This window comes from Streptomyces sp. NPDC025793, from assembly GCF_055558375.1.
The window spans coordinates 25,897-39,800 of sequence record NZ_JBVHMR010000021.1 but is presented as its reverse complement, the minus strand read 5'-3'; the positions used below and the strand labels follow the sequence as shown (position 1 = coordinate 39,800).

Here is a 13,904-nt window from a genome sequence, read left to right as displayed (position 1 = left end):
TGCTACTCCCGGGCGGTGGCCACCGTCACCGCCCGCACCCGCAGCGCCGCCCGCCCCGGGACCGCGCTGCCGACGAGCGCGAGCAGACCGGCCACCGCGACGACGGTGAGATGGAGCAGGGGCGTGACCGTGGGCGCGGCCCGGCCGGTCATGCCGACGCTGAACGCCGTGAGCACGGCGAGGGCGATCCCGCTGCCGAGCGAGGTGGCGAGGAGCAGCAGGCTCAGCACCTCGGTGCGCAGCATGCGCAGCACCTGGCGGCGGGTCGCCCCGGCGAGCCGGAGCAGGGCGAACTCCCGGACATGCTCCGCCACCGACATGGCGAGCGTGTTGACGACGGCGATGGCGGTGAAGGCCAGTACCAGCCCCATGGCGAGGTAATTGACCTTGGCGTTCGTCTGTTGCCGGTCTGCCTGGAGGGCGTCGGCGTCGGCCGGGGAGAAAATTCGCAACCCCGGGAACTCACGGAGCGTAGTCGCGAGTTGTGTCTGTGTACGGGCTGTGCTGACGAGGACGGAGGAGGCGAGCGGGTTGTCGACGTGCCGGGCGAGGAGATCGTGGGCGAAGGTGAGATCGCCGAAGCCCAGACCCCGGGCGTAGACGGCGGCGACGGTGAGCGCGGCGGGCGTGCCGTCGCCGAGGGTGAGTTTCAGGGTGCTGCCAGGCGCCAAGTGGTGCTGATCGGCGGCCAGTCGGCTGACGGCGACCGTGTCCGGGCCGAGCCGGTCGAGGGAGCCGGCGGTGACGTCCGGGTCCCAGGTACGGGTCGGACCGGCCGGGGTGACACCCTGCGCCGGGTACTTGTCGAGACCGATGCGCACGGTCGTGCGGACGACCTCGGTGACGGTGTCGTGCGCCGCGCGCAGCCGCTGGGCGGCCTCGTGGGGGACGCCGGGCCCCTGCGCGGCGACGACCCAGTCGGCCCGGACCCCGTCGCGGACCTGGGCGCGGGCGGCGTCGCCGAGGGTGGACTGGACGAACAGCACGGTGCAGGTCATGCCGACGAGCAGGGTGAGGGGGGTGACGACGGAGGCCATCCGGGCGGCGTTGCCGCGCAGGTTGGCGGTGGCGAGGCGGCCGCCGTGACCGGTGAGCCGGAGCGGGCCGGCGAGCAGCAGGGCGGCCGCCTTGACGAGGAGCGGGCCGAGCAGGGCGACGGAGGTGGACAGGACGACGACGGCGAGGAACGTCACGGGAGTCGAGGCGGGCTCGGTGCGCAGGGAGGTGAGGACGACGACGAGGACGGCGGCGCCGGCGAGAAGCAGCAACCCTGCCGCGGTCCGGCCCCACGCGGGACGACCGGGTACGATCCTGGCCTCGGCCAGAGCCTCGGTCGGGCGGATGCGGGCGATCCTGCGGGAGGCGATCCGGGCCGCGGCCCAGGCGCCGAACACGGTGGCGGCGAGCGCGGCCAGCGGCGGGAAGACACTGACGGTGCGTTCGAGCGTGGCGGGTACGGCGCCCAGGGCGACGAACCTGGCATACAGCGCGCCGCCGAGCGGCAGCCCGAGCAGCGCGCCCACGGTGCCCGCCGCCGCGCCGACGATCAGCGCCTCCCGGCCGAGCAGCGCGCGGATCTGCCCGGGCGTGGCGGCGATGGCGCGGAGCAGGGCGAGTTCCCGGTGGCGCTGCTGCACGGTGAGTCCGAAGGTGCCGACGACCACGAGCACCGCCACCAGCAGCGCGGTGCCGCCCATGGCACCGCCCATGCTGACCAGCCGGGTGCGGGCGCTCGCCGCGTCCAGGAACTCGACGGGTCCCCGGGCGTCGCCACCCGCGACCTGGACGGAGGTGCCGTCAAGCACCGCCGCCACGGCCTGCCGCACCCGTCCGGGATCCGTCCCCCGGACCGGCAGCACCCCGAACGCGCTGACCTGCCCCGGACGCCCGGCCAGCCGGCGGGCCTCGGCGGCCGAGAAGAAGAGGGACGTCTGGTGGCGTACGGCGGTGGCGGGGGCGGCGATACCGGTGACCCGGTAGCTGCGCGGGGCCCGGGTGGACTGCACGGTGAGCCGGTCGCCGATGTGCAACCGGGCGCGTGCGGCGAGGTAGTCGTCGACGACCAGTTCACCGTCGGACCGGGGCGCGCTGCCCGCGGTCAGCCGGTACGGCGTGAGCGCGGCGGAGTCCCAGGCGTGTCCGTAGGCGGTACGCCCGCCGGTCCCGGACGGGGTCAACGGCAGGGCGAGGAAGGTGAGTTCGGGCACGACCCGAAACACTCCGGGGACGCTGGCGAGTCGGCTGCGCAGTCCCTCGTCGACCCAGGCGCGCTCGGCGATGGGTTTCGCCTTGTGCTTCACCTTGGTCTTGCCCTTTTTGTGCTTGACGGTGGTCTGGTGGACGTACGGGTCTTTGGTGACCACGACGGGGGCGGCGGCGTAGCGCTCGGTGCGGATGGTGCCGCGCAGGCCGGTGTCGAGGAGGGTGCCGCAGGCCGTGATCAGAGCGGCGGCGCACATCAGGGCGAGGAAGGCACCGAGAAAGCCCGCTTTCCGGGCGCGCACTGTCTGGAGGGCGTAACGCAGCATCATCGGGGCGGGCTCTCTTCTGTTGTACGCGTCGGCGGTGTCGTACGCGTCCGGGCCCCGGCCGGTGTGTCCGTGCCGTGGCCCGCAGCGTGCCTCCAGACTCGCCCGGACGGGCCCGGCACAGCACTGCGGCGGACCGGCGTCTGCAACGGGGGCTAACCCCACCGCGGGAGACCCACGAGCCGTCCCGACGTGTGCTGCCACCGTCGGGCCGGCCGAGAGAACCCCGCCCAGGGGGCCTCAGATGTCCGCGTCCCCCAGGAACTCGGTGTCCTCGCCCTCTTCCTCCAGGGCCTGGCGGACGACGCGGAGGGCCATGCCCTCGGGATAACCCTTGCGGGCGAGCATGCCGGCGAGGCGGCGGAGCCGCTTGTCGCGGTCGAGGCCGCGGGTGGCACGCAGTTTGCGGTCGACCAACTCGCGGGCGGTCGCCTCCTCCTGCTCGGTGTCCAACTGACCGACGGCCTCGTCGATCAGCGCCGAGTCCACTCCCTTGGTACGCAGCTCCCGGGCGAGTGCCCGACGGGCGAGCCCGCGGCCGTGGTGCCGGGACTCCACCCAGGCGTCCGCGAACGCGCCGTCGTCGATCAGTCCGACCTCCTCGAACCGCGACAGCACCTCCTCGACCACGTCCTCGGGGATCTCCCGCTTGCGCAGGGCGTCGGCGAGTTGCTTGCGGGTGCGCGGGGTCCCGGTGAGCAGGCGCAGGCAGATCGCCCGTGCCCGCTCAGCCGGGTCCCCTGAAGACTCCCCCCGCTCGGCCCTCGACGAGGAAGGGGTGCCTTCGTCCTCCCCGGGCGCGTCCCCGAAGCCGCGCCGCCGCCGGCTCCGGCCGCCCTTGCCGCCCCGGCGGGCTCCGCCGTCGCCCTCGTAACCACCGCTGCCGCGGCGCTCGCCGGGGGCGTCGGACTCGCCGTACTCGCTGAACTCTCCGTGCGCGCCGTAGCCTCCGAGCCCGCCGTACTCGCGGTACCCGTCGGTCCGGTGTCCGTCGTCACCGTCCGGCGCGGAGTCCGGGCAGCCCCCGGTGCCCCTCCCCCGTGGGGCACCGGGGGTGGCGTACTCGTACTCGGCCCAGTCGGTTCGTCGTGTCACGGGTCAGCTCTTGGCTGCGGCGGCCTTGGGCTTGGCGGCCTTGGCGGCGGGCGCCGTCTTGGCGTCGTCGTCGGCCGCGGCGGTGACCGCCGCGTCTGCGCCGGGCTCGGCGGCGGGCTCCTCCGGCCGGACCCCCACGCCCAGCTTCTCCTTGATCTTCTTCTCGATCTCGTTGGCCAGGTCGGGGTTGTCCTTCAGGAAGTTGCGCGCGTTCTCCTTGCCCTGGCCGAGCTGGTCGCCCTCGTACGTGTACCAGGCGCCGGCCTTGCGGACGAAGCCGTGCTCCACGCCCATGTCGATCAGACCGCCCTCGCGGCTGATGCCCTGGCCGTAGAGGATGTCGAACTCGGCCTGCTTGAAGGGCGGCGCGACCTTGTTCTTGACGACCTTGCAGCGGGTGCGGTTGCCGACCGCCTCGGTGCCGTCCTTCAGGGTCTCGATGCGGCGGATGTCGATACGCACCGAGGCGTAGAACTTCAGCGCGCGGCCACCGGTCGTGGTCTCCGGGGAGCCGAACATCACGCCGATCTTCTCGCGGAGCTGGTTGATGAAGATCGCGGTGGTCTTGGACTGGTTGAGCGCGCTGGTGATCTTCCGCAGCGCCTGGCTCATCAGCCGGGCCTGGAGACCGACGTGGCTGTCGCCCATCTCGCCCTCGATCTCCGCGCGCGGGACGAGCGCGGCGACGGAGTCGATGACGATGAGGTCGAGGGCACCGGAGCGGACCAGCATGTCCACGATCTCCAGGGCCTGCTCGCCGTTGTCCGGCTGGGAGAGGATCAGGTTGTCGATGTCGACGCCGAGCTTGCGCGCGTACTCGGGGTCGAGGGCGTGCTCCGCGTCCACGAACGCGACCTGGCCGCCGGCCTTCTGGGCGTTGGCCACGGCGTGCAGGGTCAGGGTCGTCTTACCGGAAGACTCCGGTCCGTAGATCTCCACGACGCGGCCGCGCGGCAGGCCACCGACGCCGAGGGCGACGTCGAGCGCGGTCGATCCGGTCGAGATGACCTCGATGGGCTCCCTCGACCGCTCGCCCATGCGCATGACTGCGCCCTTGCCGAATTGCCGTTCAATCTGTGCGAGCGCGGCGTCGAGCGCCTTCTCGCGGTCGGTTCCTGCCATGGGTTCCACCCGGTTTGCTTGAGTCGATCGCTTCACGTCAAAGACGCTAACGCCTGCCACTGACAATGCGCCCCGACGCAGGCCCAGCCTGTGGATAACCGGGGGACACCTCCCCGCAAAACGGGTCGAAATCCACCCTCTAGAGCCTCGCCTGAGCTTCCATGAGAATGGATGTTCGATTTTTGTGTCAAGCGCACCCCCCGCAGGTACGGCCGATTGCGACCGGCGCTCCCGGAGGAAGCGGACCTTGGGGGACGCGGTGCGCGGGGGTGGGGCGGCCGGCTCCGGCGACTCGGTGACACGATCCCGCCGTCCTGCTGCCCCCCGGACGGCACGAGCGGGCACGAGCGGCGCCGGTCGCGGACGCGCTGCCGCGCAACAAGCACGCCTGGCTGCTCGTCCCTGCCCCGCGCCTGGTCGCGCCCCGTCCCGCAACGTCTCGGCGAGCCCTCGTCTCCGTGTCCGCCCGGGCAGGCCCGGCTCTGTCGGCCCACGGCGACCGCCGCCACGCCGTCTGTCGGCCCGCCCCGGATCCCGCGGCCCTGCGCCGCGCCCAGGACGAGAAGGTGCCGCGAGCCCCCGGCTGCTGCCCAGTCTGGTCGGCCGGCCTGGGCGAGCACGTTGCTCGCGGCGTTGACACCGGCGCCGAAGCCGCTGTCGCCGTCGGCGGGGTGGCCATACCGGCGGCGACGAGCGCGACGGCGGGCGGCGCGGACCGGAACCGTACGGCCTGCCGAACCGGTCACCCATTGGTGCACCCGGCGTCGGTTCCGCCACCTCCGCCTGTCCGGGGCCGTCATGCTCACGTGAAACGGCGATGTGGGACCGGCATCGCCCGGAGGCACCGGCGGGAGACCGGGCGTACTGACGGGAGAGGCATGACAGAGGCAGCGGGGCGCCGCGGCGGTCTGGACGAACAGGCCGTACTGCTGGTGGCGGGGGTGGCGGACCTGGCGGTGAGTGCGCTGGGCTCGGCCGTGACGACCGTACGGGGGCTGCTGCGCCGCTCGGACACCGCGGAGCTGGCATCGGCGGCCGAGCAGGACCTGGTGGCCCGCGGCCGGCTGGCACTGGACCGCTACGCGACCGTACCCCCGGCCCATTTGGAGATCCTCGCCCGGCACGCGCGCGTACACCGGGGTGCCGATGGCGGCTGAGCGGTGGAACGCGGCCGGGTTCCGGGCCCGCGTCGACCAGGTGCTGCACACGTTCGTCGCCCAGGAGGCCGATCTGCTGGCCGGGGTCGATCCGGCCCTCGGACCGGTGGCCGGCCAGCTGGAGTCGGCGGTCGCGGACGGCAAGCGGCTGCGGGCGGCGTTCTGCTACTGGGGCTGGCGTGCGGCCGGCCAGCCGGACAGTGACGCACTGGTGCGGGCCGCGGCCTCCATGGAACTGGTGCACGCCGCCGCGGTCGTGCACGACGACCTGATCGACGACAGCCCCCTGCGGCACGGCCGGCCCACCGCCCACCTGGCCCTGCGCGGTGCCGTGACCGGGCATCCGCGTCCCGGCGCCGCCGCGCGGTCGCTGGCGATACTGGTCGGGGATCTGCTGATGTCGCTGGCCGGGCAGCTGTTCGCCACGTGCGGGCTGCCCGCCGCCTATCTGGGCCGCGCCCGCCCGCTGTGGTCGCTGCTGGCCCGTGAGCTGATCGCGGGTGAGTGCCTGGAGATCCTGCACACCGGGGCCGTCCCGGACACCACGGCGTCGCTGAAGGTGATCCGGTACAAGACCGCCAAGTACACCGTCGAGCAGCCCCTGCTGATCGGCGGCACCCTGGCCGGGGCCGGGGAACGGCTGCGGGCGGGCTACTCGGCGTACGGGCTGCCGCTCGGCGAGGCCTTCCAGCTGCGCGACGACCTGCTGGGCCTGTTCGGGGACCCGGAGCGCACCGGGAAGGCCGACACCGACGACGTACGCGGCCGTCGCCCCACCGCGCTGCTGGCGGAGGCCTGGCGCATCGCCGGCGCGGACGAGCGCGAGCGGCTTCGGTTCCTGCTGGGCCAGGGCGAGCCGGACCGGGCCGGCCTGGACGCCGTACGGGAGGTGATGCGCCGGCTCGGGGCACCGGACCGGGTCGAGAACATGATCTCCGCGCGCGTGGCGGAGGCACTCGACGCCCTCCACGACCTGGACGTGTCCGCGCGCGCCGCCGACGCCCTGGCCGAACTGGCGCATGCGGCGACGGTCCGCCCGTACTGACCGTCTGCCCCGCCCTCCGCGCCCGTACGGCTGCGACCGCCCACGGCCCGGGCCCTGACGTCCCGTATGCCCACAACTCGCCGCACGCCCATGACTTCCCGGACAAGGAGCCCCTGCCATGACCGTCACCGAGGCATCGATGGACGCCCTGCGGGAGGCCGGCGACGAACTCGCCGACGCCACCGTCGCCACCCTCTTCGCGCGCGGGGAGGTCGGCACCTTCAACACGCTGATGCGGTACGTCTCCACCGCCGGCGCTCCGCTGCCGGACGGCCTGCCCGACGTGGCCCGCGAGTACCTCCGGGCGACGAGCGTGCCGCCGTCCTGGGTGGACTGGGGCGAGATGGAGAAGGCGCGGCTGTTCTTCATCGACAACAACGTGCACATCTCCACGGCGTTGTCCTTCGCCTCCATGCCCGCCTGTTACGTCGTCCCGCACGTGGCGCGGCTGCTGTCGGCCACGCACTCGCTGAAGTACCCCTCCAAGCGGATGGCGGAGACCGGCCAGTTCACGGTCTATCTGATGCGGCCGGACGCCTTCGAGGCGGGCAGCCGCTTCATCCCGGCCGCCCAGAAGGTCCGGCTGCTGCACGCGTCCATCCGGCACCACCTCAAGCGCGAGAACCGCTGGGACACGGCGGCCCTGGGCACGCCGATCTGCCAGGAGGACATGATCGGCGGGCAGATGTTCTTCTCGCTGCTCGTCCTCGACAGCCTGCACCGGCTGGGCATCCACATGACCACGGAGGGAGCGGAGGCCTACTACTACGCGTGGCGGGTGGTCGGCGCCATGCTCGGTGTCGACCAGGAGGCCGTGCCGAAGACCCTTCAGGAGGCGCGGAGCTTCCTCGACCTGTACATGATCCGTCACATGGGCCCCTCGGCGGAGGGCGCGGAGCTGACGCGGCAGCTCATCGACCTCTACGAGGAGGTCGTGCCCGGCACCCTCTTCGACCCGATCGTCTCCGCCCTCGTCCGCCATCTGGTCGGCGACACCTGCGCCGACTGGCTCCAGGTGCCCCGCACCCGCTGGGACACGCTGGTGAAGGCCGTCCCGCACCTCCTCGGGGTACTGGAGACCATCGAGGACCGCTCCCCGCTCGGCGCCTGGGCCCTGGACCGGCTCGGCCATCTGACGACCGTCCTCGAACTGTCCTCCCTCACGCGCGGGCGCGTGATGCATTACGCCATCCCCGAGCACCTCAAGAAGGACTACGGCGTCACCGACACGGTCCCCCGCACCAGGCGCTGGACCCCGCCCGCTGCCACGGTGTCCCCCTGACCGCTGCCTTCCGGGCGCCGGATGCCGCTGTTCACGGGGATACTCCCCGGGGCGTACGGCGGGTGCCTTCGGCCGGACGACGACCGCGCGGGCAGCCGCCGGGAGCCTTGGCGCATGAAGACACCGCGCGCTGCCGGCCGCGTCACCGACCGTCTCGTCGAGCGACCCGTCGGCCTCCCCGTCAACCGTTCCGCCGGCCGATCCGCCGACCGCCTCTGTCATGCGACGGGGCTGTTGCTCGTCCTGTCCGGTCTCGTGCACCTGGTGGTGTTCGCGGTGGACGGCGGCCCCTGGTACGGCCCGGTCTCCTGGCGCAAGCCCTTCACGTTCGGGCTCTCCTTCGGGCTGACTCTGATCGCGATCACCTGGGTCACGTCGTATCTGCGCGTTGCGGACCGGCTGCGCGCGGTCCTGCTGGTCGTGTTCGCCGCCGACTGCGTGGTGGAGGTCGGCGGGATCACCGTGCAGGCGTGGCGCCGGGTGCCCTCTCATCTGAACATGGAGACCCCCTTCGACACGGCCGTGTCGATGACGCTCGCGGTGGGCGGCGGTGTCCTGGTGGTCGTGCTCACGCTCTTCGCCGCCGCGTCGTTCCGGCAGCGGCCGACGGGGCCTGCCGGCATGCCGCTGGCGGTGCGCTCCGGATTCGCGATCCTGCTGGTGGGGCTGGCCTCGGGCGCGGCGATGATCGCGCGCGGGGTCGTACTGACCCGGACCGGCCACCAGCAGGCCGCCTATCACTCGACGGCGCCGCTCAAGCCCCTGCACGCCGTCAGCCTGCACGCGGTCCTCGTGCTGCCGCTGCTGGCCTGGCTGCTGTCCCGCTCACCCCGGAGTTCGTCCTGGAGCGGGCGGACGCGCCGGCGCATCGTGGCCGCGGCGGTCGGCTGTTACGTGATGGCCGTCGCCGGTGCGGGTGTGTGGGCGGGAGTGACGTACTGAGGTCCGTCGTACGGGAACGGCTCGGCGGACGCGGTCTACGACTCCTCGGCGGCCTCGGCCTCCCCGGCCCGCAGTCGGCGTACGCGCGCGCGTATCCCGGGTCCGCCCGGGCCGCGGCCGCGATGCCCGTGCACCCGGGGGTCGTCCGTGACGGCGTACCGCTTCACGTACGCGCCCAGGAAGGCCTGGAGGGTGGCTGTCGCCGGGATGGCGATGAGCGCGCCGACGGCACCGAGCAGCGCTGTGCCCGCGATGACCGAGCCGAAGGCGACCGCCGGGTGGATGTCGACCGACTTGGCGGTGAGCTTGGGCTGGAGCATGTAGTTCTCGAACTGCTGGTAGACCACGACGAAGGCCAGCACCCACACCGCGTACCAGGGGGCGACGGTGAAGGCGATCAGCATCGGCAGCGCACCCGCGAGGTACGTCCCGATGGTGGGGATGAACTGCGACACCAGCCCGACCCAGACACCGAGCACGGGCGCGTACGGCACGCCCAGGGCCTCCAGCAGGATGTAGTGCGCGATACCGGAGATGAGCGCCATCAGGCCGCGCGAGTAGAGATAGCCGCCCGTCTTGTCGACGGCGATCTCCCAGGCGCGCAGCACCTCGGCCTGGCGCGCGGGCGGCAGCACGGAGCACAGGGCGCGGCGCAGCCGGGGGCCGTCGGCGGCGAAGTAGAACGAGAACAGGCCCACCGTCAGCAGCTGGAACAGCCCGCCGAGCACCTGCTGGGACACGTCGAGGACACCGGCCGCGCTGTTCTGTGCGTACGAGCGCAGCCAGTCCGAGTGGAGCAGGCCCTTCTGGACGTCCACGCGTCTGAGGTCCGTGTGGAAGGAGTCGTTGATCCAGCGGATGAGCGAGTCGAGATAGTCGGGGAAGCCCTCGACCATCTTGATGATCTGGCCGGCCAGCATGGAGCCGAGCAGGGTGACGAACCCGGCGACGGCGATCGTCAACCCCAGAAAGACGAGGAAGGTGGCCAGCCCCCGGCGCATGCCACGGGCGGCCATCCGGCTCACCGCGGGCTCGATCGCGAGGGCCAGGAAGAACGCGATCAATATATTGATCAACAGTCCGGTCAGCTGGTGGAAGGCCCACGTGCCCAGCTGGAACACGGCGACCAGCGCGAGCGCGAGCACCATGGCGCGCGGCAGCCAGCGCGGCATGCGGCCGCCCGGAACGGCGGCGTCCGGGACCGGGGGCCGGTCGGGCGCTGTCGTACCGGTGGGTGCCGCGTGCCGGGTCAGCGACTCGGTGCCCTCGTCGGCGGATGCCACGAGGTTCTCGTCGGTGGGTGCCACGAGCCAAGTGTCGCCGAGGCCACCGACAACCAGCGCCCACCTGCGATTTCGTGACCGACCAGTGCCGTGCAGCAGCCACTTTCACGACCTATTGCCACATATCGTCCAGAAGGCGGCTGCGTGTCGGGGCAGGACGTCAGTGGCGCTCGCCCGGCACGTCCATGACCGTGCAGACCACGCGCCACACGTCCTTCGCCGCCCAGCCGGCGTCCAGCGCCTCGTTCACCGTGCGTCCGCCCAGCTCCGACATGACGTGATCACGCGCGAAGGTGTCGGCGTACCCCGGACCGAAATGTTCCGCCATCCGCTGCCAGAAGGTCGTCAACCGCATGACTCCAGTATCCCGCCCCTGAGGGTGGGCCCCGGCCGTGACCGCTTGCCGAGACCGCTTTCCGTCCTACGGTCTGACCCATGGCCGACATCGGAGCTTCCCCACTCCCCTCCACGCCCCAGGCGCACTCCTCGCTCTTCCGCGCCGAACAGTTCGTATGGCTCACCGCGCGCGTGCTGGAGCAGCGCCTCTTCGCCCACCACTTCCTGCACGGCACCGCGGACGCGGTGGAGACGGCGCTCGACGCCTACCGCAACGAGGACGGCGGGTACGGGCACGCGCTGGAGCCCGATCTGCGCGGACCCGTGAGCCAGCCTCTGCACACCGCGCACGCGCTGCACGTCCTGGACGCCATCGGGCGCTGCGGCGGACAGCGGGTGGAGCGCGTGTGCCGTTATCTCACCGCCGTCTCCACGGCGGACGGCGCGCTGCCGGCGATCCATCCCAGCCAGCACGGCTACCCGGCGGCCCCGTTCGTGCCGGTCGTCGACGACCCGCCCAGCGATCTGCTCGCCACCGGGCCGGTGGTCGGGCTGCTGCACCGCAACGAGGTGTGGCACGCCTGGCTGTTCCGGGCGACCGACTTCTGCTGGCAGGCCGTGGAGTCCCTGGAGAAGTCCCACCCCTACGAAGTGGAGGCGGCCGTGCTCTTCCTGGACTCCGCTCCCGACCGCTCGCGCGCCGAGACCGCCGCCGACCGGCTGGGCCGCATGGTGCGCGAGCAGCGGCTCGCGGCCCTGGACCCGGACCGGCTCGACGCGTATCCGGTCGCGCCCGGCTACGCCCCCGCCGAGCACCACTTCCCGCACGACTTCGCGCGCGGCCCGGACTCACTCGCGCGCGCGTGGTTCACGGACGACGAGATGTCCCGCTCCCTGGACCACCTGGCGGCCGAGCAGCAGGACGACGGCGGCTGGCCCGTCCGCCGGCGCCGGTGGGCCCCGGCCCCCGCCCTGGAGGCACGCTCCCTGGTGACGATCGCGGCGCTGCGCACGCTGAGGTCGTACGGCCGCTTCGTGGGCTGAGCCGACCTGGCCGGCGGCGTCCTCGCGTCACCCTCCGAGGGCCCGTACGCCCGCCGTCACCACGACGGCCGCCATGACGACCACCAGGAACGGCGCACGCAGCACCAGCGCCACGGCGGCCGCGCCGAGCCCCGCCGCCCGTGCGTCCAGCACGAGCGCGTGCCCGTCGGCGAACGTCTGCTGGGCCGTGAGCGCGGCCAGCAGGGCGACGGGCAGCAGGGCGGCGAGCCGCCGTACGAACGGCCGCTCCATGGCGCCGGCCGGCACCAGCAGCCCGGCGAGCTTGACGGCGTAACAGCCGATGGCGGTCAGCCCGATCGCGATCCAGGTGTTCACCGGTCCTCCCTCGATCCCGTGAGGAGGGCGATCGGTGCCGCCAGCGCCGCCACCAGGACCGGCACGCCGGCCGGCAGGACGGGCAGCAGGCCGAGGCCCAACAGGATCGCGAGGCCCGCCACCGCACGCTCGGTGGCCGTCTTCAGCATCGGCGCGAGCAGGGCGAGGAACACGGCGGGCCCGGCCGCGTCCAGGCCCCACGCGCGCGTGTCGCCTATGGCTTTGGCACCGAGCGCGCCGAGCAGCGTGGTCAGGTTCCAGAGCACGTACAGCGAGAGCCCGGTGATGGTGAAGCCGATCCGCCGGGCGCGCCGGTTCGGCTGGGACAGGGTAACCGCCGTGGTCTCGTCGATCACCCACTGGGCGGCGAACGGCCGTACCGCGCGCGGGAGGGCCAGCAACTGCGACAGCCGCAGCCCGTAGAAGGCATTGCGCACGCCGAGGAAGAAGGCGCCGGTAGCCGCCGTGAACGGACCTCCTCCGGCGGCGAGCGCCCCGACCAGCGCGAACTGGGAGGCGCCGGTGAACACCAGGAGGCTGAGCGCGCAGGTCTGGAGCAGCCCGAGCCCGCTGCCCGCCGACGTCACGCCGAAGGCGAATCCGGACAGGCCCACGGCAACACCGACGCCGAGGGCGTCCCGCACGACGGCCCGGTCGGGCTTCACCACGGCGTCGGTGCCGGTGCCCGTGTCGTCGTCGCCGGTGTCGTCGTCGGCCATGTCCCCGTGTGCTGTCTGCTGTGCCACGCCTCGGACGGTACGGGCGTCCTTCAGTGCGGGTCTTGTACGTTCTTGCGCCCGCTCGCCTGTCTGCGCTCTCGCTGATACGCCCCCGGGGGCACGCCGACGATGCGCGCGAAGTGCCGGTTGAGGTGGGACTGATCGGTGAATCCGACGGCGACGGCCACCTCGGCGGGCGGCGCCCCCGCATCCAGCAGGAGCCGCGCGCGGCGCACCCGCGCGTCGGTCAGCCAGGCATGCGGCGGCATCCCGTAGGCATCACGGAACGCCCGCAACAGCGCGAACGGGCTGGTGCCGAGGTCGGTGGCGAGCCGCTCCAGGGTCGGCGGCGCGGTCATCCGCCCGTCCAGCACGGCACGCGCGCGTGCCGCGATGCCGGCTCCGGCCGTGCGGACCCGGCGCTGCGGCAACGGTCCGCCGTTCAGCCGCAGCAGCCTCGTCACGGCGACCCGCAGCAGGGTGTCGGCTGCGAGCGCGTTGCCCTCCTCAGCGGCACGCAGTACCTGATGGACCAGGCGCCCGGCGTAGGGGTCGTCGAGAACGGGGCTGACGAAGCCCGGGGTGCCGCGGAGCGTGGTCGTCTCGGCCGCGATCGCGGCGACCGTCTCGGGCGAGGGGTAGACCGCGCCGTACCGCCAGCCCTCGGGAACGCCGGCGCGGCCGGTGTGCGCGGTGTCCGGGTTGACCAGGGCGAGGGCTCCGGCGCCCGCGGACACGTCGGATCCGTGGTGGTGGAAGATCTCGACGCCGTCGGCTATCGCGGCGATCACGAAGTGCTCGTGGGTGTGCCGGACGAAGGTCTTGCGGACGTATCGGGCCCGCAGCAGGTCCACGCCCGGCAGGTCGTCGTACCGCCAGTGCCGCGCACGCTCCACCGGCCGATGCCCGTGCGTCCGGCCACCCGTTCGTTCCTCGCCCCGCCCGGTCGCGCCCGCCACGTCTCCATTCTCCGCCCCACCGCCCGCGACCGGCTCCGTTCGCACCCGACGCACGG

The 13,904-nt window shown here is 72.9% G+C and carries 13 protein-coding genes; 5 read left to right on the top strand and 8 right to left on the bottom strand.

The annotated features are described in order from the left end of the window. Positions 1-2: 2 nt before the first annotated feature. From ACZ4MF_RS31810 to recA, 3 genes are all read right to left on the bottom strand, one after another. Positions 3-2,531, bottom strand: a complete 2,529-nt coding sequence (locus tag ACZ4MF_RS31810) for an ABC transporter permease (RefSeq protein WP_467495578.1) — start codon at positions 2,529-2,531, stop codon at positions 3-5. A 237-nt stretch (positions 2,532-2,768) separates the two neighbouring features. Further along, the gene (recX, locus tag ACZ4MF_RS31805; protein WP_467495576.1) at positions 2,769-3,623 is read right to left on the bottom strand and encodes a recombination regulator RecX; all 855 of its coding nucleotides are present in this window, start codon (positions 3,621-3,623) and stop codon (positions 2,769-2,771) included. 3 nt (positions 3,624-3,626) lie between these two features. After that, positions 3,627-4,745, bottom strand: a complete 1,119-nt coding sequence (gene recA / locus ACZ4MF_RS31800; protein WP_467495574.1) for a recombinase RecA — start codon at positions 4,743-4,745, stop codon at positions 3,627-3,629. 878 nt (positions 4,746-5,623) lie between these two features. Between recA and ACZ4MF_RS31795 the strand changes: the two genes are divergently transcribed. The 4 genes from ACZ4MF_RS31795 (at position 5,624) to ACZ4MF_RS31780 (ending at position 9,171) form a co-directional block, all read left to right on the top strand. Beyond that, positions 5,624-5,902, top strand: coding sequence for a polyprenyl synthetase (locus tag ACZ4MF_RS31795; RefSeq protein WP_467495572.1), 279 nt, complete (start codon positions 5,624-5,626; stop codon positions 5,900-5,902). Further along, the gene (locus ACZ4MF_RS31790; RefSeq protein WP_467495570.1) at positions 5,892-6,947 is read left to right on the top strand and encodes a polyprenyl synthetase family protein; all 1,056 of its coding nucleotides are present in this window, start codon (positions 5,892-5,894) and stop codon (positions 6,945-6,947) included. The genes ACZ4MF_RS31795 and ACZ4MF_RS31790 overlap by 11 nt, the downstream gene beginning before the upstream one ends. Before the next feature lie 118 nt (positions 6,948-7,065). Then, entirely contained in the window at positions 7,066-8,229 is a 1,164-nt protein-coding gene (locus tag ACZ4MF_RS31785; protein WP_467495568.1) for an oxygenase MpaB family protein, read from the top strand. A gap of 114 nt (positions 8,230-8,343) precedes the next feature. Next, positions 8,344-9,171, top strand: coding sequence for a hypothetical protein (locus ACZ4MF_RS31780; RefSeq protein ID WP_467495566.1), 828 nt, complete (start codon positions 8,344-8,346; stop codon positions 9,169-9,171). A 35-nt stretch (positions 9,172-9,206) separates the two neighbouring features. On the opposite strand, the gene ACZ4MF_RS31775 is transcribed toward ACZ4MF_RS31780, so the two are convergent. Together ACZ4MF_RS31775 and ACZ4MF_RS31770 are read right to left on the bottom strand one after the other, a co-directional pair. Next, a complete protein-coding gene (locus tag ACZ4MF_RS31775) occupies positions 9,207-10,478 on the bottom strand; it encodes an AI-2E family transporter (RefSeq protein ID WP_467495564.1) in 1,272 nt (423 codons plus the stop codon). Positions 10,479-10,614: 136 nt separating this feature from the next. Next, the gene (locus ACZ4MF_RS31770; protein WP_356033591.1) at positions 10,615-10,809 is read right to left on the bottom strand and encodes a DUF3046 domain-containing protein; all 195 of its coding nucleotides are present in this window, start codon (positions 10,807-10,809) and stop codon (positions 10,615-10,617) included. Between the two features lie 80 nt (positions 10,810-10,889). Between ACZ4MF_RS31770 and ACZ4MF_RS31765 the strand changes: the two genes are divergently transcribed. Next, a complete protein-coding gene (locus tag ACZ4MF_RS31765) occupies positions 10,890-11,834 on the top strand; it encodes a hypothetical protein (RefSeq protein WP_467495561.1) in 945 nt (314 codons plus the stop codon). 27 nt (positions 11,835-11,861) lie between these two features. Here ACZ4MF_RS31765 and ACZ4MF_RS31760 read toward each other — a convergent pair whose 3' ends face one another. The 3 genes from ACZ4MF_RS31760 to ACZ4MF_RS31750 are packed head-to-tail and all read right to left on the bottom strand — an operon-like array spanning position 11,862 to position 13,785. Next, on the bottom strand, positions 11,862-12,170 hold the full coding sequence (locus ACZ4MF_RS31760; protein ID WP_362822892.1) for an AzlD domain-containing protein: 309 nt from the start codon (positions 12,168-12,170) through the stop codon (positions 11,862-11,864). Further along, positions 12,167-12,889: an AzlC family ABC transporter permease gene (locus ACZ4MF_RS31755; protein WP_467495713.1), complete on the bottom strand. Its 723-nt coding sequence runs from the start codon at positions 12,887-12,889 to the stop codon at positions 12,167-12,169. Before ACZ4MF_RS31755 ends, ACZ4MF_RS31760 begins: the two co-directional genes overlap by 4 nt. A 50-nt stretch (positions 12,890-12,939) precedes the next feature. Further along, positions 12,940-13,785: a helix-turn-helix transcriptional regulator gene (locus tag ACZ4MF_RS31750; protein WP_467495711.1), complete on the bottom strand. Its 846-nt coding sequence runs from the start codon at positions 13,783-13,785 to the stop codon at positions 12,940-12,942. Positions 13,786-13,904 lie beyond the last annotated feature (119 nt).

Bases quoted from the DNA above. Each gene is read 5' to 3' on its own strand.
- recA (WP_467495574.1), bottom strand. From the start codon at position 4,745: ATGGCAGGAACCGACCGCGAGAAGGCGCTCGACGCCGCGCTCGCACAG.
- ACZ4MF_RS31810 (WP_467495578.1), bottom strand. From the start codon at position 2,531: ATGATGCTGCGTTACGCCCTCCAGACAGTGCGCGCCCGGAAAGCGGGC.
- ACZ4MF_RS31795 (WP_467495572.1), top strand. From the start codon at position 5,624: ATGACAGAGGCAGCGGGGCGCCGCGGCGGTCTGGACGAACAGGCCGTA.
- ACZ4MF_RS31765 (WP_467495561.1), top strand. From the start codon at position 10,890: ATGGCCGACATCGGAGCTTCCCCACTCCCCTCCACGCCCCAGGCGCAC.
- ACZ4MF_RS31780 (WP_467495566.1), top strand. From the start codon at position 8,344: ATGAAGACACCGCGCGCTGCCGGCCGCGTCACCGACCGTCTCGTCGAG.
- ACZ4MF_RS31770 (WP_356033591.1), bottom strand. From the start codon at position 10,809: ATGCGGTTGACGACCTTCTGGCAGCGGATGGCGGAACATTTCGGTCCG.
- ACZ4MF_RS31790 (WP_467495570.1), top strand. From the start codon at position 5,892: ATGGCGGCTGAGCGGTGGAACGCGGCCGGGTTCCGGGCCCGCGTCGAC.
- ACZ4MF_RS31785 (WP_467495568.1), top strand. From the start codon at position 7,066: ATGACCGTCACCGAGGCATCGATGGACGCCCTGCGGGAGGCCGGCGAC.
- ACZ4MF_RS31755 (WP_467495713.1), bottom strand. From the start codon at position 12,889: ATGGCCGACGACGACACCGGCGACGACGACACGGGCACCGGCACCGAC.